This is a genomic window from Streptomyces caniferus (genome assembly GCF_009811555.1).
Taxonomy (GTDB): Bacteria; Actinomycetota; Actinomycetes; order Streptomycetales; family Streptomycetaceae; genus Streptomyces; species Streptomyces caniferus.
This window is the reverse complement of the sequence record NZ_BLIN01000005.1, coordinates 427,435-452,020: the sequence shown is the minus strand read 5'-3', so window position 1 is coordinate 452,020 and position 24,586 is coordinate 427,435. Positions and strand designations below refer to the sequence as shown.

Annotated in this window: 21 protein-coding genes; 6 read left to right on the top strand and 15 right to left on the bottom strand. The window is 68.7% G+C overall.

Annotated elements, in window-relative coordinates; translation table 11 throughout:
• Positions 1–12: 12 nt before the first annotated feature.
• The 7 genes from Scani_RS18705 to Scani_RS18675 all read right to left on the bottom strand — a co-directional run bounded on the left by Scani_RS18705 (position 13) and on the right by Scani_RS18675 (position 7,209).
• Positions 13–753, bottom strand: a complete 741-nt coding sequence (locus Scani_RS18705) for a thioesterase II family protein (protein ID WP_218039201.1) — start codon at positions 751–753, stop codon at positions 13–15.
• Complete coding sequence (locus tag Scani_RS18700) at positions 750–959, bottom strand: MbtH family protein (protein ID WP_159477584.1); 210 nt, start codon at positions 957–959, stop codon at positions 750–752. The genes Scani_RS18705 and Scani_RS18700 overlap by 4 nt, the downstream gene beginning before the upstream one ends.
• Before the next feature lie 3 nt (positions 960–962).
• Complete coding sequence (sbnB, locus tag Scani_RS18695; RefSeq protein WP_159482207.1) at positions 963–1,958, bottom strand: 2,3-diaminopropionate biosynthesis protein SbnB; 996 nt, start codon at positions 1,956–1,958, stop codon at positions 963–965.
• Between the two features lie 38 nt (positions 1,959–1,996).
• Positions 1,997–3,013: a 2,3-diaminopropionate biosynthesis protein SbnA gene (gene sbnA / locus Scani_RS18690; protein ID WP_159477563.1), complete on the bottom strand. Its 1,017-nt coding sequence runs from the start codon at positions 3,011–3,013 to the stop codon at positions 1,997–1,999.
• Positions 3,014–3,186: 173 nt separating this feature from the next.
• A complete protein-coding gene (locus Scani_RS18685) occupies positions 3,187–3,951 on the bottom strand; it encodes a YqjF family protein (RefSeq protein ID WP_159477560.1) in 765 nt (254 codons plus the stop codon).
• Between the two features lie 229 nt (positions 3,952–4,180).
• The gene (locus Scani_RS18680; protein ID WP_159477558.1) at positions 4,181–5,905 is read right to left on the bottom strand and encodes a styrene monooxygenase/indole monooxygenase family protein; all 1,725 of its coding nucleotides are present in this window, start codon (positions 5,903–5,905) and stop codon (positions 4,181–4,183) included.
• A 77-nt stretch (positions 5,906–5,982) separates the two neighbouring features.
• Positions 5,983–7,209, bottom strand: coding sequence for a styrene monooxygenase/indole monooxygenase family protein (locus Scani_RS18675; protein ID WP_159477555.1), 1,227 nt, complete (start codon positions 7,207–7,209; stop codon positions 5,983–5,985).
• Between the two features lie 527 nt (positions 7,210–7,736).
• Here Scani_RS18675 and Scani_RS18670 point away from each other — a divergent pair.
• Complete coding sequence (locus Scani_RS18670) at positions 7,737–8,717, top strand: AraC family transcriptional regulator (protein ID WP_159477552.1); 981 nt, start codon at positions 7,737–7,739, stop codon at positions 8,715–8,717.
• Between the two features lie 274 nt (positions 8,718–8,991).
• Here Scani_RS18670 and Scani_RS18665 read toward each other — a convergent pair whose 3' ends face one another.
• Complete coding sequence (locus Scani_RS18665) at positions 8,992–10,173, bottom strand: acyl-CoA dehydrogenase family protein (protein WP_174872723.1); 1,182 nt, start codon at positions 10,171–10,173, stop codon at positions 8,992–8,994.
• A 518-nt stretch (positions 10,174–10,691) separates the two neighbouring features.
• On the opposite strand from Scani_RS18665, the gene Scani_RS18660 reads away from it, so the two are divergent.
• Both Scani_RS18660 and Scani_RS18655 read left to right on the top strand, forming a co-directional pair.
• Positions 10,692–11,612, top strand: coding sequence for an endo-beta-N-acetylglucosaminidase H (locus Scani_RS18660; protein ID WP_159477549.1), 921 nt, complete (start codon positions 10,692–10,694; stop codon positions 11,610–11,612).
• 500 nt (positions 11,613–12,112) lie between these two features.
• Entirely contained in the window at positions 12,113–13,426 is a 1,314-nt protein-coding gene (locus Scani_RS18655) for a cytochrome P450 (RefSeq protein WP_159477546.1), read from the top strand.
• Positions 13,427–13,899: 473 nt separating this feature from the next.
• On the opposite strand, the gene Scani_RS18650 is transcribed toward Scani_RS18655, so the two are convergent.
• The 4 genes from Scani_RS18650 to Scani_RS18635 form a co-directional block, all read right to left on the bottom strand.
• Positions 13,900–14,733: an SAM-dependent methyltransferase gene (locus tag Scani_RS18650; RefSeq protein WP_159477543.1), complete on the bottom strand. Its 834-nt coding sequence runs from the start codon at positions 14,731–14,733 to the stop codon at positions 13,900–13,902.
• 1,008 nt (positions 14,734–15,741) lie between these two features.
• Positions 15,742–15,951 (bottom strand): DUF6243 family protein, encoded by a 210-nt coding sequence (locus tag Scani_RS18645; RefSeq protein WP_030069632.1) that lies wholly within the window; start codon positions 15,949–15,951, stop codon positions 15,742–15,744.
• Between the two features lie 1,054 nt (positions 15,952–17,005).
• Positions 17,006–17,470: an ABA4-like family protein gene (locus Scani_RS18640; RefSeq protein ID WP_159477540.1), complete on the bottom strand. Its 465-nt coding sequence runs from the start codon at positions 17,468–17,470 to the stop codon at positions 17,006–17,008.
• Complete coding sequence (locus tag Scani_RS18635) at positions 17,467–18,381, bottom strand: hypothetical protein (RefSeq protein WP_246295997.1); 915 nt, start codon at positions 18,379–18,381, stop codon at positions 17,467–17,469. Before Scani_RS18635 ends, Scani_RS18640 begins: the two co-directional genes overlap by 4 nt.
• 223 nt (positions 18,382–18,604) lie before the next feature.
• Between Scani_RS18635 and Scani_RS18630 the strand changes: the two genes are divergently transcribed.
• Entirely contained in the window at positions 18,605–19,258 is a 654-nt protein-coding gene (locus Scani_RS18630) for a MerR family transcriptional regulator (RefSeq protein ID WP_159477537.1), read from the top strand.
• Positions 19,259–19,728: 470 nt separating this feature from the next.
• Positions 19,729–20,748, top strand: coding sequence for a glycoside hydrolase family 113 protein (locus Scani_RS18625; RefSeq protein WP_159477534.1), 1,020 nt, complete (start codon positions 19,729–19,731; stop codon positions 20,746–20,748).
• Between the two features lie 376 nt (positions 20,749–21,124).
• Here the strand turns inward: Scani_RS18625 and Scani_RS18620 are convergent, their stop codons facing one another.
• Together Scani_RS18620 and Scani_RS18615 are read right to left on the bottom strand one after the other, a co-directional pair.
• Entirely contained in the window at positions 21,125–21,991 is an 867-nt protein-coding gene (locus Scani_RS18620) for a GNAT family N-acetyltransferase (RefSeq protein WP_159477531.1), read from the bottom strand.
• A gap of 492 nt (positions 21,992–22,483) precedes the next feature.
• Positions 22,484–23,269: an alpha/beta fold hydrolase gene (locus Scani_RS18615; RefSeq protein ID WP_246295996.1), complete on the bottom strand. Its 786-nt coding sequence runs from the start codon at positions 23,267–23,269 to the stop codon at positions 22,484–22,486.
• Positions 23,270–23,350: 81 nt separating this feature from the next.
• On the opposite strand from Scani_RS18615, the gene Scani_RS18610 reads away from it, so the two are divergent.
• Complete coding sequence (locus Scani_RS18610; protein ID WP_159477525.1) at positions 23,351–23,524, top strand: hypothetical protein; 174 nt, start codon at positions 23,351–23,353, stop codon at positions 23,522–23,524.
• Positions 23,525–23,660: 136 nt separating this feature from the next.
• Here the strand turns inward: Scani_RS18610 and Scani_RS18605 are convergent, their stop codons facing one another.
• Positions 23,661–24,584, bottom strand: coding sequence for an alpha/beta hydrolase (locus Scani_RS18605; RefSeq protein ID WP_159477522.1), 924 nt, complete (start codon positions 24,582–24,584; stop codon positions 23,661–23,663).
• Positions 24,585–24,586: the final 2 nt, after the last annotated feature.

Sequence of the window (24,586 nt, the reverse complement as noted above, 5' to 3'; positions counted from 1 at the left end):
AACGGTCCTTTCTCAGCCCCGTGCGGGGAAGGTGCGCGTGATCATCTCTGCCAGCTCTCGTTCCGTGCCGCGCACATAGAGGTGGGGGGCACCCGGGAACAGGTGTTGTTGGAAGTCGGCCGAGGTGTGCCGGCGCCAGTCGGCGAGCTCCTTCTCGTCGACGCTGTCGTCGTCCGAGCCGGCCAGAACGGTCAGGGGACAGGGCAGGGGCGCCTCGGCCCGGGGCGTGTACGTCTCGCACAGCGTCAGGTCCGCGCGCAGCAGCGGCAGCAGCAGGAGCTCCCGCAGCTCGGCATCCACGCCGTCGAAATCGGCGGTGGCGAGCAGCTCGTCGTCCGGCAGCGTGTGCCGCGGGTCGCGGTCCTGCAGGCCGGGGGCGCGCATGCCCGACAGGAACAGGCGGTCGGGTATGCGCGTGCCCAGTGCACGTAGCCGCCGGGCCGTCTCGAAGGCGATCAGGGAGCCCATGCTGTGCCCGAAGAAGGCGTACGGCAGGTCCGTGTGGTCCGCGATGAGCGGCGCGAGCGCGGCCACGGCCGCGTCCAGGGACGTCAGGGCCGGCTCGGCGAACCGGCTCTCCCGGCCGGGCAACTGGACCGTACAGACTTCGACGGTGTCCGGCAGGTACGCCGCCAGCCGGTAGGCGGAGGCGCCGGCCCCGGCGTGCGGGAAGACGAACAGGCGCCGCTGCGCGGTGAGGTCACGGCTGCCGAGCCCGCGCAGCCAGGCCGCGGCGAGGCCGGCGGCCGTCATCGTGACGCTCGCACGGAGCGCGGGGTCAGGTCGGTCCACACCTGCTCGATGTGGTCCAGGCACTCCTGGCGGGTGCCCTGCGCGCCGGTGGCGGTCCAGCCGGCGGGCAGGGCACGATCGGCGAACCAGACCGAGTACTGCTCCTCGTGGTTCACCACGACGACGTACCGGTCCTCGGTGGAGCGCGGGGCGGGTGAGGCGCTCATGCGTCAGACCCCCACCCCGGTGAAGAAGTCGCTCTCGCGGCGGCCCCGGCCCGCGGCGACGACCCGGTCGTGCACCCATTTGCCGACGGCGAGGTCGAGTACGCCGAGTCCGAACGGCGAGAAGACCGCCGGGCGTCCCTGGTCCCGGTGCAGCCGCCCGCGCAGCAGGTCGCCGAGGGTGCCGTCGACGAAGTCCCGGTTGCCGGTGCGCTGTTCGGTCAGATGCAGCGAGGTGCGCTCGCGTACGGCGTGGTCGACGTCGTCGGTGAAGTTCTGGGCGGCAAGGATCATCTCGGGGGCGAGGTCGCGCAGGGACAGGTGCAGAACCACCGGGTTGTGGGCCAGCAGCCGGGGGTCGTGCAGGTGCGGTTCGCCGGCCACGGTGGTCAGCACCACCAGGTCGCAGTCGGTGAACGCGTCCTCCACCGTGTCGGCGACCACGATCTCGGCCTCGGTGTGCTCGGCTATGACGGCGCCGAAGCGGCCCGCCGCCGCCGGGTCGAGGTCGAACAGCCGGAAGCCGTCGATCTCCCAGTCGAGATCACGCAGGAACTGCCATACGTGCTGGGCGATCAGACCCGTGCCCACGATGCCGACCCGGCGGGCACGGCGCGCGCCGAGCAGCGTCTGCGCGCCGAGCACCGCGGAGGCCGCGGTCCGCGTCGCCGAGACGATCGAGGACTCCATGCAGGCGAACGGGTAGCCGGTGGCGCAGTCGTTGAGGATCAGCGTGGCCGAGGCGCGGGGGAGTCCGTGCTGTGTGTTGTCCGGAAAACTGGCGATCCACTTGTTACCGGCGACCTCGAACTCGCCTCCCAGGTAGGCGGGCAGGGAGATGATGCGCGACCGGTCCTGGTGCGGGAAGCGCAGGAACGAGCTGTGCGGGTTCGAGCTCTGTCCGGCGTCGTGCACGAGGTAGGCGGCACGGACGACCTCGACGAGCTCCGGACGGTGACGGTCCGTCTCGTCGGCGATGTCGCCCGCGCCGATCACGGTCATGGGCGGTGGGACCAGGGTGGACACGGAGTGGTTCTCCTTCAGTTGACGGCCAGGGCTTCGACACCGGCGGGCTGTACCGCTTCCGCTCGCAGCTGCTGGACCCACGCGGGGTCGTAGACGGTCTGGGCGTAGGCATGGCCACGGTCGGCGGCGAGGAAGGCGACCCGGGGACGGTGTGCGCCGGGACGGTGACGAGCGACGTAGTCCTGGACGGCGGCATAGGCGCTGCCGGTCGAACCGCCCGCGTACAGGCCGTACTTGGCCACCAGGTCGGCGCAGGCCTCAACGGCGCGCACCTCGGAGACGATCTCGACCTGGTCGATCAGTGCCTGCTCGCACAGCGGCGGCACGATGCTGGAGCCGATGCCGGGGATCCGCCGCTTCTTCGGCGGTCCCCCGAAGATCACCGAGCCTTCGGTGTCGACAGCGACGACCACGCATCCCGGGTACGTCTCCTTGACCCGGTGGGAGAGTCCGGCGATCGTGCCGCCCGTGCCCACGCCGACGAAGAGGTAGTCGAGCGGACCGGCCTGCGCGATCAACTCGCCCGCGGTGAAGCGGTAATGCGCGTCGCGGGCATCCGGATTGGCGTACTGGTTGGGCCAATAGGCCGAGTCGAGTTCGACCAGCAGTTCCTGCACCCGGGACAGCCGGGTCTTCAGGTAGCTGCCCGCCCCGTCACGGACGGAGACCTTCTCCACCCGCCGGCACAGCAGCCGGAGTTGGGCCTCGGTGGCCTCATTGCAGTTCGGGTCGATGACCGGGACGAACGAGATGCCGAGCATTCGGCAGTAGAAAGCCAGGGCCAGCGCGAAATTACCGGACGACGACTCGACCACCGTGGTGTCGGGCGTTATCTCCCCGCGACCGATTGCCTGTTCCAGAATCCACAGTGCCGAACGGTCTTTGGTACTTCCGGCGGGATTGCAGAATTCCAGCTTGGTGACGATGTCGCACTGCTCGTCCGCCAGGGGAATCAGCGGGGTCCCCGTGAGACCCCTGCGGATTTGCTTTGTCCGTTCGATCAGCAATTGACCAGCACGCCTGTGGAGCATGGGCCGAGTGTGGCACGGGGGCAGTTGAGGCGGCTCAATCGCGACTCAAGTGCGGTGGAGACCAGGGCAATAGGGCTGGAGGTCTCGTCGATTCTCGTAGCGAGAACGAGGCTTCGTGGGTGGTTGTTGCGCTGTGGCCCCCGGCCGACGGTCGACCGCCGGGCCGCGCGGGCTCAGGGGGTGGGCAGACCGCCCGGGCGGGCAGGGCGGCCGAAGCGAACCGGCACGCCGGGGGAGTACAGCACGCTCACCGGCGGGCCGGCCGGCGACGGCAGCCCGGCGGCGGTCACCAACTCGTCCTCACAGTGCAGGAGGTCGGCTCGATGCAGCGACCAGCGCGGGTGGACATTGCGCAGATACACCGATCGGCCGAAGAAGGCGTTGTGCATGCCCCAGCGGGCGGTCAGGAAGTGTTCGAGGGCGGTCGGCTCCTCGATCCGCTCGCCGATGCGCACCGCGATGCGACAGCGCGCCCCGCGCGGCCCCGGCCAGCGTCGGCTGCTGGTGTAGCTGATGGTGTCCGCGTCACGGTGGATCGCCATCTTGGCCCACATGTAGGGCATCTGGAAGGCGCTGCGGGCGACGGCCACCGGCAGCAGCCGCGAGGCCTCCAACGAGCGGAACACCACGCCGCGTCGGCCGTGCCGGTCCACCGAGTAGAGCCGCACGTTGGTCTCCGGAAAGGTGCCGAGGTACGGGATACCCGGCACCTTGAACCAGCCCACCCGGTGCATCCGGAACGCCACCAGCCCGATGTAGGTGAGCCCGTCGTAGGTGTCCGGCACGGTCCCGGCCGGCAGCAGCGGCGCCACGTCCGCAGGGTCGGCGGCCCAGTGCAGGAACGACAGGTCGAGCCAGGACTGGGTGAGCAGCGTTTCCGGGACCTCGTGCACCGGATCGGGCGATATCGGCTCTGCAGGAGCAGGAGGGAACGACATCGCATCAGCCTCGCACACCTCTACGATCGTCGCCCCGGACACCCCTCGTCGGCTGCGAGATGGCCCCGGCGGAATGGCCGGCGTGGGTGGCCACCTGGACCAGGCCGCGCATCCGCGCGTATCCCCGCCAAAGGCCACCCCGGCTCCGTCGCAGCACAGGTGCGACGGTTTGGTGATGACGAAGGGGCACATCACTCCGCCGACGGACTGCCTGGTGACCCCTCCGAGCTCACAGATCCGGATGCTTCGTCGCCACCTGGTAGTACCCCGAGTGGAACACCAGCGGGGTACCGCCGTCGGCCTCGTACTGTTCGACCTCGCCGAGGAAGACGATGTGGTCGCCGGCGTCGAGGCGCTGGACGGTGCGGCATTGGAAGCGGGCGACCGCGCCGTCCAGGAGGGGGGTGCCGGCGATGCCGGGGGTGGTGGGAGTACCGCGGAACTTGTCGTCGGCCGGGGTGGCGAACTGGCGGGAGAGGTGGCGCTGGTCGGCGGCCAGTACGTGAACGGCGAAGTGTGAGGCGTCGGTGAAGTCCGGGAGGCTCGGGCTGTTTTTGCCGGGGCACCACAAGACGAGGGGCGGGTTCAACGAGACGGAGGTGAAGGAGTTCGCGGTCATGCCGACGTTGCGGCCGTCGGGGGCGCGGGCCGTCACCACGGTCACGCCGGTGGCGTACTGGCCCAGTGCGTGGCGAAGTTCGCGGCCGTCGAAGCGGGCGGCGTGCTGGGCGCGCTTCTCGGCGAGGAAGCGGTGTGCCTCGGCCTCCTCGAACCACCAGCGGTAGAGGGTGCGCGGGTCGTCGAATCCGGCGGCGAGGGCGCCGGCCACAGAGGGGATCTCGGCCGCCGCCGTCAGCAGGTCACGGTGGTGGGGACTCAGGTCGGTCAGGAGGGAGTTGGTCCAGCCGACGGCCCATTGAGCCCAGCCGCGCCAGAAGTTGTCGAAGGTGCGCTGCATCCACTGCGGGGTGAATTCGGCGGTGCCGTGGCGGAGGATGCTGTCGAGGTAGTGGGTCGCGGCCTGGGCCGCGTTGTTGGAACCCTGCCCGGTGATCGGATCGTTGAGGACGACGGCGTCGGCCATGCCCAGGACGTGCCGGCCGGAGGCCAGGCGGGCGACGGGGTGCCGGACGGTCGGGGTGAGCCTGCCGCGCAAGACGCCGCCGCTGTCGGTGAGCCGGGCGTGCCGATAGCGCTCGTATTCGTCGGGGAAGAACCGGTGGAGGATCTCCAGTGAGCGGGTGAGGTGGCCTTCAGGCGTGCGGATGTCGTCCCAGCAGTCCATCGGGCCGCCGGGGACGCCTTCGAAGACCATGATGTCGCAGGGACCGGTGGTGGTGAGGGCCGGGAAGGAGAAGTATTCGCCGACGCCGGGGACCATACGGTAGTGGACGGCGGCCTCCCCCTCCCGCGGTGCCGTTCCCGTGACATACGTCAGAGCCAGCGCACGGCGCGGCCGGTCGTACGGGGAGAGTTCGGAGTTGCGCGGGAAGAGCTGGCTCAGCTCGCCCTTGCCCGTGGAGACCACGACGAGATCGTGCGTACGGGCGTACCACTCGAGGTCGTTGACACCCGCCTCGTGCAGCACGATCTCGCCGCGGACGCCGTCCGCGAACTGCTCGATCCAGGCGGCACACTTGACCCGCTGGTCGACGGAGTGGGCAGGGCCCTCCAATGGCGCGCGCCAGGAGACGTCCGGAGTACCGTGCGGGCCGATGAGAGAGAACGCGATGCCGGAGATGTCCGGGGCCTGGCCCTCCCACTGGTGCAGACCGAGTTCGCGCTCGCTCTGGAGCGCGGTGTCGAACATGCACTGGCTGGACATGACCGGTCCGCGACGTATCTCGTCGGGGTCACGGTCGGCGACCAAGGTGACGTCATAGCCGTGCGCCTGTAGTCCCAGAGCGAGTTGGGCACCCGCCTGCCCGGCTCCGACCACCGCGATCCTTCTCATGTCCTGCTGTCCTGCTCTCGTGACGTACTATCGCTGACGTAGTGTCAGTTTGCTGTGGGACCGCTCTTGACGACCGTTCAGGCGCCGGCATCCACCTCGGTCAGGTAGTTCTTCGCGGCGACCGGGTCCATGAACCAGCGGAACAGGTCGCGCGGGTCATCGAAGCCGTTGACGAAGCGGGCGGCGATACGGGAATTGGCGCTCGCCGCGCCGAAGATCTCCAGGACGTGCTGGGGCGGGGCGCCGAGCATCGCGTTGGTCCAGGTCGTGGCAGCCGCTGCGGTGTCCCAGAAGCGGCCGAAGGCCAGCTCCATGAACGCGGCGTCGTACGGGCGCTCGCCGTGGTCCAGGATGGTGGCGAGGTACGAGGCCGCGCACTTCGAGGCGTTGTTGGACCCCTGGCCGGTGATCGGGTCGTTGAGGACGACGACGTCGGCGAGGCCGAGCACCTGCGCGCCGGAGGGCAGCGTGGCGACGGGCTTGCGGACGGTCGGCGCGAAGCGGCCCGCGAGGGTGCCGTTCCAGTCGGTGAGCGTGACATCGGTGCAGCGCTCGGCCTCCCACGGAACGTACGTCCGCAGCAGCTCCTGGAACTTCGCCAGCTGCTGGTCGGGGGTGAGCCCGTCGAAGCAGTCGAGCGGGCCACCCGGGACGCCCTCGAAGAACATGATGTCGCAGGGGCCGCTGGTGGTGAGGCTGGGCATGGTGAAGTACTCACCCACACCGGGGATGACGTTGAAGCTGACGCCGGGGCGGTCGGGCAACGGTGCCATGCCGGTGACGTACGCCAGGGCCAGCGCGCGCTGCGGAGCGTCGTACGGGGAACGCATGGCGTCCCGCTCGAACAGCCCCGCGACCTCGCCCTTGCCGGCCGCGACGATCACCAGGTCGGACTCGGCGGCGTAGCGCTCCAGGTCCTCGATACCGGCCTCGCAGAGTTCCAGACGGCCGCCGCGGCGCGCGAACTCGCCCATCCAGAGCGGCATCTTCACGCGCTGGTCGATGGAGCGTGCGGTGGCATCGAGGCGGGCGTCGAAGGAGAGCGCCCGGCCGCCCTGGCCGTCGGCGATGCTCACGCCGAGGCCGTCGATCGACGGGCAGGCGTCGCCCCAGAAGTCGAGGCCGAGGTTGCGCTCGTGGGCCAGCGCGGTGCCGAACATGGCCTGGCTGGACATGACCCGGCCCTCGCGGATCTGGTCTCCGGTGCGGTTGGACACGATGGTGACGTCAAAACCGTGGTCGATCAGACCGATGCCGAGCTGGAGACCTGCCTGGCCGGCTCCGACGATGGTGATCTTGCGCATGAGGGGGTACTCCGGGGGTTTGGGTGTGCGATTTTCGAGCGGCGCCGTGCAGTGCCGTGCGCTGTGCAAGCGATTCGGCACGTGACGGCGTCAACGGGTGGGCCGCGGTGGTGCGGAATGCGGCTGCCCGCCGGAGGGGGGCCGGCGGGCAGCCGCGGGAGGCCGGGTCACCCGTGGGGCCGGGGGAGGGGCCCCGGGTAACCCTGCCGGCTAGAGGGGCCCGGCCGAATCGGCGAGCCGGGGCTGCAAAGACAAGGGTGCCGCGACGTGCGGGGGTACGGCCTTGGCCGCCCTCGCCGCGTCGGTCGCGCGTAACACGCGCAGCGCGCGTGCGACGGGCTGTCCGCTGGGCGTGACTACGCCTCCGATGAGCGCAGTCCGGCCCGGCACTCCCTGCATTGTTGATTCCCAGGATTCTCTCGGGTCCGCGGCGGTCAGGCGTCAATCTTGGTATGGCAAGATCACCTGCGCTATCCGGATCACGCGGGTTGCTGTCCCGATCGCGCATCTCGGCGGTGGAGGTTTACATGCCCGCTGAAAAGTCCCCCCTCGCAAATCACCAGCGGTTCCATACAGCGGACATTTGGGAGGCGCGGGCCGAGGTCGGCCGTGCCTTCTGTCCGCACGAGCTGCGCATCACGCGGCGCTCGGCGACACTCGACGCCCGGCTGCACGGTGCACCCTTCGATCGGACAGGTCTCTATTACCTCGATTACGGAACGGAAGTCCGGATTACACCGGGCGATCTGGAGAGCTTTTTCCTCGTTCAGATCCCGCTCGCCGGTTACGCCGAAATCACCTGCGGACGCGAGGAGATCATTTCCTCCCCGGAACTCGCTTCTGTCCCCTCTCCGACCGGAAAGTTGGACATGCGCTGGGGTGACGGCAATCCGCAGATGATCGTGTGGTTCGACCGATCATCGCTGGAATCGCACCTGGGCAGCCTGCTCGGCCGCGCCGTGCGCCGCCCGATCTGCTTCTCGCTCGGCATGAACCTCACCACGCCGGGCTCCCGGTCCTGGCTCAACATCGTCGACCTCATGCGCCGGGAAGCGGAGGGGCCTGGTGGGATGACAAGCCAGCCCCTCGTGACAAAACAGCTGGAATCACTCCTCATGACCCAACTGTTGATGGCCCAGCCCAGCAACTACACGTCGGCGCTGCTCGGCGAGCAGCCGCGCGTCGCACCGCCCGCGGTCCGCCGTGCCATGGAGGTCATCGAGGGACACGCCGCCGAGCCGCTCACGGTCGCGGAGATCGCCGAATGCGTGGGCGTCGGCGTACGGGCCCTTCAGGAGGGCTTCCGCCGGCACCTCGACACCACACCGCTCGCGTACCTGCGCGAGGTCCGCCTGGACCGTGTACGCAAGGAGCTCCTGGCCTCCGACCCGGGTTCCGCGACCGTGACCGCCGTCGCCTCCCGCTGGGGCTTCCTGCACCCGGGTCGTTTCTCACTCGCGTACCGCCAACAGTTCGGGGAGTCGCCTTCGGAGACGTTGCGGTCATAGGAGACCTTCGGTCTTTCGGCCGCCCCGTCGATCAGCGGAGGGGAGGGCGGAGCGAGCCGTTGAGTCTGTCCTCTGTCCTCTGGATCTCGCACCTGCCCGCCGACATGCCCGTCAGAGACCTCGTCCGCCTGGCGAAGTCCCACGGCGCCGCGAACGTGACGACCGGGAGATTCGTCGCACTCGGGGGGGGCGTCGCCGCAGGCAGCATGAAATCCGGCAGCCGGGCGAACACCGGCTCCTTTCGTTCCGGTGCACGCACTCGCCGACCTGGTGATCACTGCGTCAAGTCGAGAAACTCCCAGTGCGCTTGCGGTTGCGCGCCGCTGAGCCATTTCCCGCAGTTCTGCAGCACCGTGGGGCTCGAGGTGATGTGCTGGGTACCTGTGCCGAGATCACGCAGAAAACGGTCGATCGGCCCGCGCCGGATCGCCGCCGTCCCCGCCCACCGGTGCACCGTCTGACCCACGTCCTGCACGGTCCACGTCGCGTGGTTGAGCGCCAGCCTGAGCAGTGTGTCCTGCTCAGTACTCGACAACTCACCTGCGTCCAGAGTGTCTTCGATCCCTCGCCATACCTCCATCGCCCACGCCCGTGCCGAACGAAGCTTGGCTTCGGCGGCCGCGTACTCCGCGTGGAACTGCGTGGTGTCGACGGCGGCGTTACGTGTGCCGGATTTCGCCGCGGCGACCAACTTCAGTTCATCGAGCAGGCGCCGCCCGACACCAAGGGCCCAACCGGTGTGTCCGATGGCGGACATGTTGACCAATCCGAGGCGGTAGATCGCGCCGCCGTTGGCGGGGTTCGTCGTCGTGGCGAGATACGTATGCGTCGCCGGGACGAGCACATCGGCGCAGTGGTAATCAATACTGTGCGTCGCACGCAGCCCGAGCACATCCCAGTTGTCGACGAGTTCCACCTGCGACTTCGGCATCGCCAGCACCCGCAGCTCCCCGGTGCCCTCGACCTGGATCGCACTGTGGATATGGGTGGCGTGCGCCATGCCGGAGGCGAACTGCCAACTGCCGCTCACCAGATAGCCACCCTCCACCAGGACGGCCCGACCGGGCCGGGTGCCGTGCCCGGCCAACAACGCGTGGTCCCCACCCGCGACATCCGGGAACAAGTCGGCCGTCGCAACGGCATCGAGATAGGCCGCAGTGGTGCCGGTCATCAACTGCAGCGCCATCATCGTCCAACCGGCCGCGGAATCGTGGTAACTGACCCGCTCGACTGTCTCTATCAATTGGCGTGGGGAGAACTCGTAGCCGCCGAGGCTCTGCGGCAGCGCGGCCCCCACGACCCCGGCACCCAGCAACGGCCGCGCGACGTCCTCGGTGAGTCTGCCGAGTTTCTCGGCCGCGTCCGCGTCCGCGTCGAGCACCCCGCCGAGTGCGTCGATCCGCTCGAGCATCGCGGGAAATTCCGGGCTGACATGCAATCCGATCGAGACCGCCATGGATGGTTGCTCCTCGCTATCAGTATTGAGTCAGCGTCACCATAAGGGAGGAACCGCGCTGTTCCTCGACCTGCCCGAGGGATTGCGGGGTGCTGAGGAGAGGTGTGACATCGCGATCTGCGCCGTGAGCCGCCGCTCGAGGCATTTGGCCCAAGCCACCCACAGGGACCGAATGGGACGGCAATCCACTACGTACGGTGGCGTTCGGGGAGGCTTGGGCGATGCCTTCCATCACGGTGAGGTACACGGCTACATGATGGCGCGTCGTTCCCTGGCGCGTGCGCGTTCCTCGCGTCGTCAGCGTCGGTGGTCGGCCAGGGCGGAGGCGTATGTCGATCGTGATCTGCTCCTACCAACTCCGGTGCCCAGGCGTCATGTTGTCGCGCAGACGTGCGTGGGGACTGTGAAGAGTTCGGGCACGACTCTCGGGATTCGGTCCCGGGAGCGGAAGACTCGGAGGGCTCACTCGGCGCTTTCGGTCAGGTCGGGCGCCGACCTATGCGAGGGGAGACCGATCAATGACGTTCACTCTGGTACGGAGCAGAGTGCGGATGGCCGCACTCGCGCTCTCGGCCGCCGCGGCGCTTGCCTTCGGCGCGACCGCCACGACCGGCGCAGCAACGGCTTCCGCACCCGCGAAACAGGGGCCGACTTCGGTGGCGTACGTCGAGGTGAACAACAACAGCATGCTGAACGTCGGCAAGTACACCCTCGCCAACGGCGGTGGCAACGTCTTCGACGTTGCCGTGATCTTCGCGGCGAACATCAACTACGACACGGGCACGAAGACGGCGCATCTGTACTTCAACGAGAACGTGCAGCGCGTCCTCGACAACGCCGCCACGGAGATACGGCCGCTGCAGCAGAAGGGCATCAAGGTCGTCCTCTCGGTACTCGGCAACCACCAGGGCGCGGGCTTCGCCAACTTCCCGTCACAGCAAGCGGCGTCGGCATTCGCGAAGCAACTGTCGGACACCGTGGCCCAGTACGGCCTCGACGGCATCGACTTCGACGACGAGTACGCCGAGTACGGCAACAACGGCACCGGCCAGCCCAACGACAGCTCGTTCGTACACCTGGTGACGGCGCTGCGCGCGAACATGCCAGGCAAGATCATCAGCCTCTACAATATCGGCCCGGCCGCGTCGCGTCTCTCCTACGGCGGCGTCGACGTCTCGTCCAAGTTCGACTACGCCTGGAACCCGTACTACGGCACCTGGCAGCCCCCCGGCATCGCACTGCCCAAGTCGAAGCTGTCGCCGGCGGCCGTCGAGATCGGCCGCACCTCGCAGGGCACAGTCGCCGACCTCGCCCGCCGCACCGTCAGCGAGGGGTACGGCGTCTATCTGACGTACAACCTCGACGGCGCCGACCGCAGCGCCGAGGTCTCCGCGTTCACCAGGGAGCTGTACAGCAGTGACGCCGTCTATACGCCGTAAGGCGACCGCACGCCCCAGTACGCGGCACTCCCTCTGGGCGTGCCGCATCCTGTAGGGCCGCGATCTGTGCAGGCCGCGCGCTTTCGACAACGATCTCGGGGATGCGGTGCGCGCTGACCATTCACCTTCGTGCGCCCCCGTGACGCGGCTGCTGTGCTGGGACCATGGGGAAGTGCTGTCCCGGGCAAACGCTACGTGGCCCGCGAGTTCCTCCATCGGTTCTGGTCGTCTCCGTTCGAGCGCCCGGGGATCCGTGGGCGGCGCGCATGCTCTTGCAGGACGTCATCGCGCCGCCTGACCACCGCGACACCACCCCGGTGCTGGCGCGCAATGTCCCTCCGTGATCCGTGAAATGCCCGCCGAGGCCGGTGCGGGCACGGGACTCCGCCGTGGGGTAGGGAAGCAGGAGCGGGGAAAACCCCGGCTGATGCAAGAGCGAGTTGACGGGCCCCTCGGAACAGACGCGACGAGGGGCAGGACGTGGCACAGGAGGCACCGTTATGCGTATCCCCGGCCCCGAGCGCCAGGAGGACGGCGGGCTGAGCGCCGTCGCGGCTGCGTGCGGGCTGCACCGGTACCAGTTACATCTGCACGAGGCGTACGGACCCGTTGTGCGCTTCCAACTGCCGGGAGCGGAAACGGCCGTTTCGGTCGCCGATCCCGTGCTTCTGGAGGCCACGGCGCACCTCGACACGCGGCCCGAGAAGCTGTTCGCGTTCCTGGACCCGCTGTGCGAGGCAGGCAACCTGCAAGTGCTGCCTGCCGACGAGCACACCCCCTGGCGCCGACTACTGCTCTCGGTGCTCGCCGGACGACCGGCTCACGAGCGGCACTTCGCGCGCTTCACCGAGCTGGCGCAGGAGCTCGCGGACCGCTGGGCGGGGCAGATCGACGGCGAACCCGTCGATCTGCAACAGGAGTTGACCGCGCTCTCGCTCCGTATGATCTGCGGGTTCGCCCTCGGTGGCGCGGAAACCGACACGGACCGTGTCGTCGCCGCGTTCGAGGAGGTGCTCACCGAGCACCTCGGGAGGCTCTACCAGGTGCCGCGGGCAGACCCGCGCTCGGCGGAGCGGGCCGAGGCGGCCCTTGCCTATCTGCGCGCGACGGTCGACCGCGTGGTGGCGGCGCACCGCTCGGGCGGCCGCACCGACCGCAGCGACCTGATCGGGGCGCTCGTCGAGGCCGGTCAGAGCCCGGCGCGGATCCGGGACACCGTGATGGTGACGCTGCTCGCCGCCCACCACACCACCGGCGTCGCCGTCTCGTGGACACTGCACCTGCTGGGCCGCCATCCTGACGTGGCCGATCGCGTCGCCGCCGAACTGGACCAGGTGTTGGGCGAGCGCGCCACGCCCGATTACGGTGATCTGCGGCGTCTCACGTATCTGGACATGGTGCTCAAGGAGTCGATGCGCCTGTTCCCGCCCGGCCCGTACGGCGCACGCGAGACGACCGAGGACCTGGTTCTGGGCCCGTACGAGATCCCGGCCGGGACGACGGTGTTCTATCCGTTCTGGGCGGTGCACCTGAACCCTGAGCACTGGCCCGAGCCGGAGCGGTTCGACCCCGAACGGTTCACGCCGCAGGAGGTGGCCAAGCGGCCGAGGCTCGCGTACGTCCCCTTCGGGATCGGGCCACGAAGCTGCGAGGGCGCCGCTCTGGCCACGGTCGAGGCCCAGCTCGTCCTGGCCGTCCTCCTCAAGCGCCTGCACTTTCGGCCCGCGCCGGGGCACGAGGTGACGCCGGTGGAACGGTTCGTGCTGTGGGCACGGGACGGGATCCGGATGAGGGTGCGGCCACGGGACCTGTAGGGCCTGTCCGAGAGATGCGGCCCACACCTCGGTAGAGGCCCTCGTGCTTCGGCTCGGAAGTCCAGCGGACGAGATCTCCCGTTCGGTACATCCGCGCGCCGCGGGGTCTGCTGGGCCAGCGGCGGTCAACAGGCCGCTGGAGAAGGGTGCGCCGTACCGATTGTGAGCCCACCAGGGCTCGTGACGACATCTTCGAGACCGGTTCCACGCAGCTGGGCACAACGTGGCGATCCGTCCGTCCCTCAGTCCGGAGGGCCATGCACGGACCGCGGGCGGCCGCTCTGCGCGCGGTGGGTCCCTGCGGCTGAAGAGCTGCTGGCCGCCCGCGCGCCTAGCTCGGAGCACGCCACGAATCAGCCTTGCTCGCCGCGGCGTTGGCGGCCTGCCCGGTCAGGGTACGGAGGGTGTGGAAGCACTGAGTAGGACGACGGGGCGGCTGGGCAGCACTGGACCGCGTCGGAAGTGCGCGCGGCCTATGACTTACGGGCGACGCCGCCGGCGATGCACCGCTGGGCTGCGTTCTTCTCCTTGAGCTGAGGGCCGTCCGGCCGCCAGTCGCCGCACGGAACCAGGTATGGGGGGACCATCTCCAGACCGTTGAAGAGCTCCTGCAGTTCGGTCCTGGTGGAGAAGGTGCCACTTCCCATCCTGCTGTGCAGAAACTTGTGCTCCATCTTCCGCGCAACCTGGCTGTGCTCGTCCTCCGGGTCCAGGAAGTGACTGATCGCCACGTAAGAGCCCGACGGCAGCGCGTCGATGTAGGCGCGCATGATGTCCTTGCGAGAACGCGTGACCTCACCCTTGTAGTGGTGCAGCGTGCCCATGTGCAGCAGTGCGATGGGCTCGTTCCAGTCCAGCTTGGACCGTACGAGGTCATTCTGCAGCAGCTTCTCCGGTTCGAAGATGTCCTCGGAGACGAGGGCGGTGTTCTCGTTCTCCTCCAGCAGCGCCCGGCCGTGGGCCAGCACCGCCGGGTCGTTGTCCACATAGGCGATCCGCGAGTCCGGGTTGACCCGCTGCACCACCTGGTGGGTGTTCTCTGCGGTCGGAAGGCCCGAGCCGCAGTCCAGATACTGGGTGATGCCTGTCTGGCCGGCCAGGAACCGGCAGGTGCGGATCAGGAACGCGCGGTTCTCGACTGCCAGGTCCTGGACCTCCGGCACGGCCTCCTGCACACTCCGAACTACCTCGCGGTCCACCTCGTAGTTGTCCGTGCCACCGAGGAAAGCGTCGTACACCCGCGCGATACTGGGTCGTGTCGGATCAATGTATGCAGGCGTGGAGTCATCGGACGTAGCGCTGGACATGGGGCACCTCACGGGAAGTCTCGTAGCCGGGATGGGCATTGCGCAGCGCGGTGGTGCCACTGCGTGGCGGACGGGGCCGACTGCTCAACGGACTCTAATCCGGCGAAGTACCGAAGATGTCCAAGATTGCCAGTAAAGGCCGTACCCACCGCTCCGTGAGGCCTGGAGCGACATCACGGCAGCCGCTTAGGTTTTGAGTCAGAATCAGGCTACGGATGGCCTGCCTCCTCGTCGTGGCGCCGGCAGGCGGCACCAGCTGCCGGACGCCGGTGAGTTGAGCTGGTGTTGCGGAGATCAGAAGCAGGGGGGCACTCAGCAGTCGAGGGGTGCACCGGGGGTGAGAAGTGCCGCCGGTCAGCGAGGTGTGGCGAGGTCGGCGTAGGCGCGGACGGTGACGCTGAGCTGTCCGAAGGCCACTCAGGCGCTTAGCGCGTCAAGTTATGAGTCCGGGAAGGGGCGTCCGCGCCGACCGTTGCTCACCGGCAGGAACCGCCTGAGGCGTTCCCGCTCCACATCCGACATATCGGCTGAAACCGCCCCATACTCGCACCACACGAGCAGATCAAGCGACGGTTGCATGACCGGCCGGACAGCTCCTAGCCGACCTGACCTGGGACGATACGGTCGCGTAGCCGGCCGACGTCACCCGCCGCCATGCCCGCTCGCCCCGGATTGGCTGGCTCCTGGAAGCCTTCCGAGGAACCCGGCAAGCTGTGGGCGGCGCGGAGATCCCGGAGGAGACCGCGGCCGTGACGCCCATGAACAGTGACGTAGAGAGCGCTGAAGCCCTGAATGCGGTGTGCGGGCACGCTGGGCCTGCTCCACGGTCTGCTGCTGGCCGGGCTGGGTCAGGGCTTCTGCGGCTGGCCCCGGGTGGGTCGGCCGAGAGCTGAGCGGGACCGGCCGCGCCCGGTACGGCGGCAGGCCCCCGATACGGCAGCAGGGCCCGGGCCGCGCGTCGCGGTCCGGGCCCTGCCCCGTGCGGTGCCGCCCTGCGGCGGCGGTGCGTCAGCTCTGTGCGGTGTCGTCGCCCGTCTGCCCGGCGCCCTCGGCTGCGCCCGCCTTCTCGCGCATCTTGCGCACCAGCTCCGCCTTCTGGTCGGCGGCACCCTGGCGGTCGAGGTTGCGGTGCGGACCGTTGTTCTGCCGTTCGGCGCGGGACAGCCTCTTGCGCTGGCCGCCGCCCATGCCCACGGGGTTGTTGATGTTCTTGCTCACGGGTTCTCCCGGAATGATGTGAAGTGATCTACGGATTCATCGGTGGGGGACGGGCGCGGCGACGCCGAAGGACGTCAGCACGGGCCCATCAGGCTCTCACTCGTAAATCGGCGTCTGGAAGAACATGACAATGACATTACCCGGTTCCGTCGGCCCCGCGCACCAAACTTTTCGCCGCCCCGGCGTCGGCCGGCCTCCGGCGAGCGCCCGGGGTCAGCCGTTTCCTTCCGGGAATCTCAGCACCGCCAGCACTCGCCGGTGGTCGCTGTCCGCCCGGGGCAGGTCCAGATGGGCGTTATCGTCCCCCGCGGGGTTGTCTGGTCGCGAGCACGCTGACGGAATGAGCATCCCTTCGTCTGCTGCAGCCGATGCGTCCCACATCTCTATTGTTCGGGTGGAGCTGATGGGCGGGCCTTTGGTCGTCGTCCCCGTCTCCTCGTTGGCTGCATGGTGGGGGAGACCGGTGTCCTGGCGGAGACGCCACCACTCCAGACGGCTGCGACCGGACCTGCGCGGTGGATGATCTGGCGGCGTGATCGCCGTTGGAAACAACGGTGCGCAGGCACTGGTGCTGGCGGGTGAGCCCGCCGCGAGCTGTGTGCTGCGTCGGAGGCGTCCCCGGTGGTCAACCGGACACTGCGGCTGACGGGCTGCTGAGACGTTCCCAAGGGTATGCGTGCCGCGAACTGGGCATGCGGGACCTCGCCCGCCACTGCTGCGAGACGGGGGACGAGACCGAACTGCGCCGGCGCATGGGTTCCGAGGATGTCGTCACCCGGCCCCGAGTCCAGGACGACGAGTTTCACCGACTGGTCGGCCAAGGAGCCTCGGTCACGTACCGGTAGACCGTGAGGCTCCTGGCTGGACAGCTGATCTCGACGATCACCCGTCTACCAGGAGCCTCTCCACATGGATGCCTCACCTCCTCTGGCTCAACTCCCGCTGCATGCAACCAGGTTGAGGTCACTACCCGCACTACCCGTTTCCGGGGTCAAACGTGGGCTCGAGCTGCTGATCAGCCGTCTGCGGCGGGCGAGGCGGGGCCGTGCTCGGCCTACGTGACTCCGTGGGACGCGGCGACCGCGAGGTCGTCGCGGGTCGCACGCCGTATCCATGCCGTCCGCAGCCCCAGGAACGCCAGCAGCCCGAAGGGCGACAGCAGGATCGTGAAGACGAGCAGGGGCCCCATCAGCAGGGCGGGGATCCTGAGCCGTCTGGCCTCCCGGTACATCCACTGCCCGATGAGGAGATCCCAGGCGATGACCTGCGACCAGATGGCTCCCGCGCCGTCCGCGAGTGCCGTCAGCTCGCGGAAGGTGCCGAGGTCCGGGCTGCTGACCGCGGTCCAGAGTTCGGGGAACACCGGGACAGCGAGCGCGAGATAGATGAGCAGTACGGGCACCACGGTCACCGGTGACCCGGCGATGCGGGCGGTCGGGCCCCACGCGGGGGCGAAGATCATGAGTAGCCAGACGGGTGCGGCCAGCCAGAAGGAGAGCTCGAAGAGGAGATCGGTCATGACGCCAGTTCCTTCGAGGCGTTGACGTCTTCAGCAGTTGTCTTGCCCGCAAGGGGAGTTGGAATTCTCAGGGATCCGTACGTCCCGAGAGTGACGGCCGCCAGGACCAGGCCGGCCACCGTCAGCGTCACGGCGTCCGGCTGGAGCAGCGGCTGACCCCGCAGCGCCTGCCAGAGGACCAGGGCGAAGGTGGCGGCGTACCCGCCCGAGGCGAGCAGCACCAGGCGCAACCGTATCCGGCCGTCGGCAAGGCGGGCGAAGCGCGGTGCGAGGGCGGTCAGCACCATGACCAGCAGCGGCAGGAGTTGCAGTGCATGCATGCCGACGAAGTGCGGGATCCGCAGATCTCCGCCGGTCGTCGACCAGCCGGTCAGCGGCATGGAGGGACCGCCGTCCGGCACGCCTACGCTGTGCGCGCCGACCACCTTGGAGACGCCGCGCCGCTGCCCCGGCGCGGGCTGTGTCATCAGGAATCCGACGGCGGCCCCGGCCAGCGCCAGGAAGATGCCCGAGCGCATGGCCCAGGCGGACGCGCGGTCGGCGATTCGGGCGCGGAGCAACAGCACGGCGACGGCGAGCGTGCCGAGCCACAGGATGACGACCGTGATGGCCATCGCGTTGAACAGCGCCTCGTCGAAGGGCGTTTCGTGGTTGAAGTGACTGCGCTTCCCGCGCATCGCCTGCCCGGCGATGATCACCATCTCGACGAGGCTGGCCAGTGCGACGACCGTCCCCGCCCACCAGCCCACGCGTCGACCTCGGGGGAGAAGCGAAAGCATCCAGGCCAGGGAGAGGCAGTAGGCCACGAAGGAGACCGAGAACTTGAACGGCTTGAACCAGATCGGCGCGCCGACCAGCACGCGGTCGTCGGCGACGAGTCCCACGGCCGATACGACCGCCACCACCACCATTGCCGCCGAGCACAGCACCAGCGGCCGATGCCACGACCGCCATGGAGCCGACGGCCACCACGACGGCTCGGACCACGAAGACGGAAGTAACGAAGACATAGATGAACCCCCTCATGGATAGCAGTACTATCTGCTATCTGATAGCCCAACTATCTATGATGGGAGGCGAAGCTGGCAAGGGCCGGCTCGGCGAGCAGGACGAAGGTCAAGGGGTGAACCGGCAGTGCGAATCGGAGAGTTGAGCCGAACAACCGGAGTGCCGGTGCCGACGATCAAGTACTACGTCCGCGAAGGGCTGATGCCTCCTGGCGAGTTGACCAGCCCGAATCAAGCGACCTACGGCGAGGCGCACGAGCGCCGGCTGCGGCTCATCCGCGCCCTGCTCGATGTGGGCGGCATGAAGGTGGCCGAGATCGCGGACGTACTGACCGCCATCGACGATCCGGTGCGTCCACTGCACAAAGTGCTCGGTGCCGCCGCGGACCGCCTCGGCAACGTAGGCGTCGAACACGACGACACCGAGTCGGCGGCCGCCCAGGCGGTCGTCGCCGACCTCGTCTCCCGGCGTGGGTGGCGGACGCACGACTCGGACCCCGCCGCGGCCGACCTGTCCATGGCCCTTGCCTCCATGGCCCGGTTGGGACACGGGGCGTTCGTCGAGGTGCTCGACGACTACGCCGACGCCGCCGAGCAGGTCGCCCGCGCCGACCTCGGGTACGTGGACCGGCGGGTGTCGGTCGAGGACATGGTGGAGAGTGTGGTGATCGGAACCGTACTGGGTGAGGCGGTGTTCAACGCACTGCGCAGGCTGGCCCATGTGGACGCCTCGGCAAAGCTGTACGGCGCGGATGGGCCGCCGGAGCAGAAGACGAACTGACCCGACGCAACCGGGAAAAGACTCACTACCTCGGTGCGGCATGGCGTCGCGCGTGACGACGAGACGGCCGCTGGCTCCCCTACAGCGGGGCTGGTCAGGCGCATCGGAGCAAAAGCCATTCCGCAGGATGCGAATGCGCTTCGATCGGGCCCAGAAGCAGCGTCGCCCCGGACCCGTCGACGACCTCGTCGCCCGGGGGCACCTCGCCGCCGACCTGGACGATCCGCGCGCCGTTCACAACGACGGTGGCGGTGTCCAGCGGCTCTCCCCGTCGAAGACATGGGCGCCAGTGAAGGCGGTCATGGTCATGGCAGTACGTGCTGTCGTTAACTGGGCAGGAACCAGGAGCTGGTCAGTCGGCTCCTCAGCTCGACAGGCCCCGCCACGGTGCGGCCTTGACGCTGACGCAGCGGCAACTTGGACGATGACACCGTACGGCAGACACCGTCACCCCACCGGAGGCATTCGTCATGTTGCGCGGCAAGGGCATCCATTACGACACCGGCACCTTTCCCAACGGCGACACGTCGCGCCCCGTCTTCGACGTTCGGGACGTCGAACGGGACATGCGGGTCGTCGCGGAGGATCTGCACTGCACCGCTGTCCGTATCACCGGCGGCGATCCGGACCGTATCGAGACCACGGCGCGGTCCGCGGCGGACGCGGGCCTGGAGGTCTGGTTCTCACCGTTTCCCTGCGAGCTGTCGAACGCCGAGATGCTGCCGCTGTTCACCGACTGCGCCGAGCGGGCGGAGCGACTGCGGCGCGACGGTGCCGAGGTCGTCCTCGTCACTGGCTGCGAACTCAGCGTGTTCGCCCGTGGCTACCTGCCCGGGGACACACTGAACGAGCGTATTCCGGTCCTGGCGGGCCCCGGCCGCGAAGCCGCGCTCCAGGGCATCCCCGACAAGGTCAACGCCTTCCTGGGGGAGGTCGTCGACGCCGTACGGCCCCTCTTCGGCGGCCGCCTGAGCTATGCCTCCTGCCCTCTGGACGGCGTGGACTGGGCCCCGTTCGACATCGTCGGCCTGGACGCCTTCCGTAGCCTGCGCAACGCAGCCACCTACCGCACCGACCTGCGCAAGGAATGCGACCGCGGCAAGCCCGTCGCCATCATGGAGGCCGGCTGCTGCACCTACCGGGGAGCGGGAGAGCACGGCGGCGCCGGCTGGTACATGGCGAGGGAGGCCGACGGCGTCACCCTCAAACCCGGCCTGGTGCGCGACGAGGGCGAGCAGGTCCGCTACCTCGACGATCTCATGACCGTCTTCGAGGGGCAGGGCGTCGATTCCGTCTTCTGGTTCAGCTTCGCCGGTTTCAGCACACCCCACCGGACATCCGGACCGGACGAGGACCTCGCCTCCTACGGCATCGTCAAAATCCTGGACGAGCAGAGCGGCTATCCCGCCGACCAGCGCGCCTACCCCGACATGCCCTGGGAACCGAAGCAAGCGTTCCACGCACTCGCCACCCGCTACAGGGCCCACTGAGCTTCTTCGGAGTGGCCACCGATCGGGCTCGTGACGCGGGTCCGTTACGAGCGAGGCCCCCCGGCCGGTTGAGCGAGATACCCGAAGTCTCAGATCGCCTCGCTGAAAGCGGCAGGCGTTGACATGGCCCTCGCCGGGTGTTCGATCGAAGCGCCGGCATCGTCCGCCCACCCGGCGAGGTTGTGGTCAATGTGCGCCCGCCCTCTGTGTATGCCGATGCGTCGGCTGCCGAACGTGAGCGATGACGCGGCCTGCTGCGCGGCCGGGGCCGGACCTTGTCGACGATGGCCGCCGCGCTGTACCTGGTCGACACCTACCTGCGACGACGTGGCATCCGGCACGTGATCCCAGAGAAGAGCGACACCAAGACAGGGCCTTAGGCGTCCCGGCATTTGTCCCGGACCTCGGGGCGTTGCTGGAAGCCGGCTGACCGGTAGGTAGCGACGGCGCCGACATTGGAGCTCGGGGTGCAGACGAGCGCGCTCGACGAGCCCAGCTCCCGGAGCGCGGCCGCTGCGGCGACGGTAATCGCCTTGCCGTAGCCATGACCGCGATGTTCCCGATGTACGCCCATCGGTTCGAGCAACCCGGGCCTACCCGGACCGGCCGACCACACCGTCACCGTCGCCACCGCGTTGCTCTGGTCGTCGTAAGCGACCAGACACCGGGCGTCGGCGTACGGCGATCCGGCCGCCATCGCGTGCCAGTGCTCGTCCGCGAACGTCGACCCGTCGAACGATGCCCGCTGTACGGCGCTCCGCGCGTGTGCCAGCTCCGGGCCGATCACCTCGATCCGCACGCCGGGGTCCTCCACCGGGTCCGTGAGGTCGCGTTGCAGCGGCGTCCACGGCTCGTCTGTGTTCCAGCCGTTCGCGGACAGCAGCTCATGGACCAATGCACCCATCGGCGCATCGATGTTCACCTTCCCCTCGGGCAGCACCCCGCGCTCCGGCGCGGTCATGTCTTCGACCAACTGCTGCGCCAACTCCTCGTCCCGCTGAGCGGCCGGCGCGATCGCCAGCCGCAACAGCCCGGGACTGTCCAGCAGCCCGACGGCGAGAACCTGTCCGTCCCTGCTCCACGCTCTGACCGCCGCGGCCGTCGCCTCTGCTCCGAACCGCCAGAACCAGCCCAGATCGCCCGGATGCAGCTGCATCGGCGCCCCGTCGTTCTGCCACTCCCGCAGCACGCGCGCAGCCTCGCTCAGCCTGTCGACTCCCGGCTTGCCCAACGTAATCGCCATACCCCCGATCACACACCAGGGCACGGTCAGTCCGCACCCGGTTTCCGACCGGCTGGCGTGGTGCGGGGTCGGGGTTGGGGGCTCAGGGAGGCGGCTGGTGATCAAAGAGACACTGCGTAGTCGGTCCTGCCATCGGGGGCGGGACCTGTGCACACCCTGCCGAACCGAGGCAGCCGCCGTAGCCATCCCAACCCCGACGAACCAGCTGAAGCGGCCGGAGCAGCAGTTGCTCCGGCGTTGACGGCGTATCGTGCGGCCGTGACGCACTACCGAACCGCAGCGTTTGCACCCGGCACCTGGCTAAAGAACTCGCCGTGACCACTGCATCGTCCTGATGCTCACCTCGCCTGAGTGGAGGTGAGCCGTCACAGTACTAGCCGTCCCAAGTGCACGCGTCGGACAGCCCGTTCAGGATCTCGGTCACCCGTCAATGACGGCTGACCAGGCCCTACCCCCTCCATACCTTCAACGCCCCAGTGGCAGGGCGTTTGGTCATCGGTGGGTGAGAGCGTGGATGTGTGCCGAGATGGCCATCGGCTGTTCTGCCGGAGCGTCGTGGCCGGCCAGTACTTGGATGAGGCGGCTGTCTTTGATGCCTTGGGCGAGAACGTCGGAGTGGCTGGGGGTGACGAGGAGGTCTTCGGCCGCGGCGATGACGAGAGCGGGCGCATTGACATGTGGGAGGTCGTCACGGACGTCGACGCTCAGTGCGAGGTCGATGTGCCGTCGTGTGCCGGGCGGCAGCCCGGCGGCCGTCCTCTCCGCGAGGCGGTCGATATCCGCATGGTCCAGCTGGGCCAGGGGGGCCGGGCCGCATGACTGTTGCAGAAGGTAGCGCCCGAGGAGCCGTGCGTCGGCGTCCAGCAGGTCGCGCCAGGTGTGGAGAGCCAGGCGTAGGCGGGGGTCGGGGCAGGCGAAGCCGGCGATAAGAGCGAGCGCCGCCACGCGGTGGGGATAGCGGATGGCGTGGCGCACGGCGATGGCGCTGCCCATCGAGTAGCCCACAACGGTGTAGTGCTCAAGACCGGCGCGCTCCGCCGTCAGAGCGATGCTGTCGGCGATGGTGTCCAGCTGCAGGGGGCCGTCGGGAAGCGGACTGTTGCCTGAGCCTGGGTTGTCGACCGCAATGACGCGATGGTGCTCGGCGAGCAGCTCCAGCAGGTTCCCCCAGCTGGTATCGATGCCGCCGGCCACCCCGTGGACCAGGACCACTGGCGGGCCGCTTCCCTGATCGGTGTAGTGGAGACCGGCATGATGTGCGCCCGAGGGAGTGGACACGGGGCTCCTTTGTTCCATGCTTGACAGATGGGGTCGTGTCACCACCGTAGGAGCCTCCGACTCCGAGGCCGAGTCAGGGGCGTGAGTAGGTCTGGCTCACAGCTCCGCGACATCGACACACCGGACTCCTGGAACGAGGGCCTCTCGGAGTTCCTGGTCGAATGGGACGACGGCACCGGCTGCGGAGTCATCAGCCTTGAAGCCTTCTTCGCGGCTTCTGGCTTGGCGCTGGCTCCCGGCGCGTCGGTGAGCTGACGCCGAAAGCGCGGTCATGTGCGGAGCCAGATCGCGAGGGCTGCTGCAGTGACCGTGCTGAGGTAGACGTAGCCGCGTCAAGGCGTTGGCGAACAAGGCCCGAGGCGAAGCGCCGGCCCGAGGGCCGCGGCGGGGCCTACTCTGCTGAGGTGTGCGCCGTGCCCGCAGCGCGTATGCGCTGGCTGAGGAAGAGGGCCGCGCGGTCCAGTGCCTCGTCTGCCTCGTCCAGTACGCCGGCGAACGCCTGGAACACGTGCGGCACGTCTGCGGTGATGTCCAGGATGACGTCCACTCCGACCGACCTCGCACGCGCGGCAAGGCGCGTGGAGTCGTCCAGCAGGATCTCGTTGGTCCCCACCTGGATCAGCATCGGGGGGAAGCCGGTCAGGTCTGCGTGGACGGCCGGACTGAGCAGGGGCTGGTGGGGGTCGGCTCCGGCGAGGTACATGGCCCCGGTGTGTTCAAGGGCCTTGCGGGTGAAGATCGGGTCGATGCCTTCCTTGGTGTCCATGCTCTCGCCCGTGCGGGTGGCGTCGAGGCCGGGGGAGAACGCCACGATGGCGGCGGGCAGTGGGAGGCCCGCGTCACGGGCGGCGAGGCAGGTGGTGATGGTGAGGCCGCCGCCGGCGGAGTCGCCGGCGAACGCGATGGTCGAGGGGTCTGTGCCGCTGTCGAGGAGGGCACGGTAGGCGCTCAGGGTGTCTTCGACCGCGGCGGGGAACGGGTGCTCGGGGGCGAGTCGGTAGTCCAGCGAGTGTGCCCCGAAGCCGGTCTTGGCCACGAGGTGTCCCGTCAGCGGCAGGGCGGTTTCGGGGGAGCCGAACACCCAGCCGCCGCCGTGGAAATACAGGATCGTCCCGACGTGGGGCCCGTTGTCCGGCTCGACATGGAGGGCGGGTCGGTTGCCGAGCGTGGTCTGCGTGGTGCGGATGGCGTCGGGCACGATCATCTGGGCCATCAACGCCCGGAAGCCGGCTCGTATCTCCTCGACCGACCGTGGCCCCTCGGGCTGCGGCTGCCGCAGCATTGCGTCGATCTCAGCGCGCTGTGCCTTGCTCATGA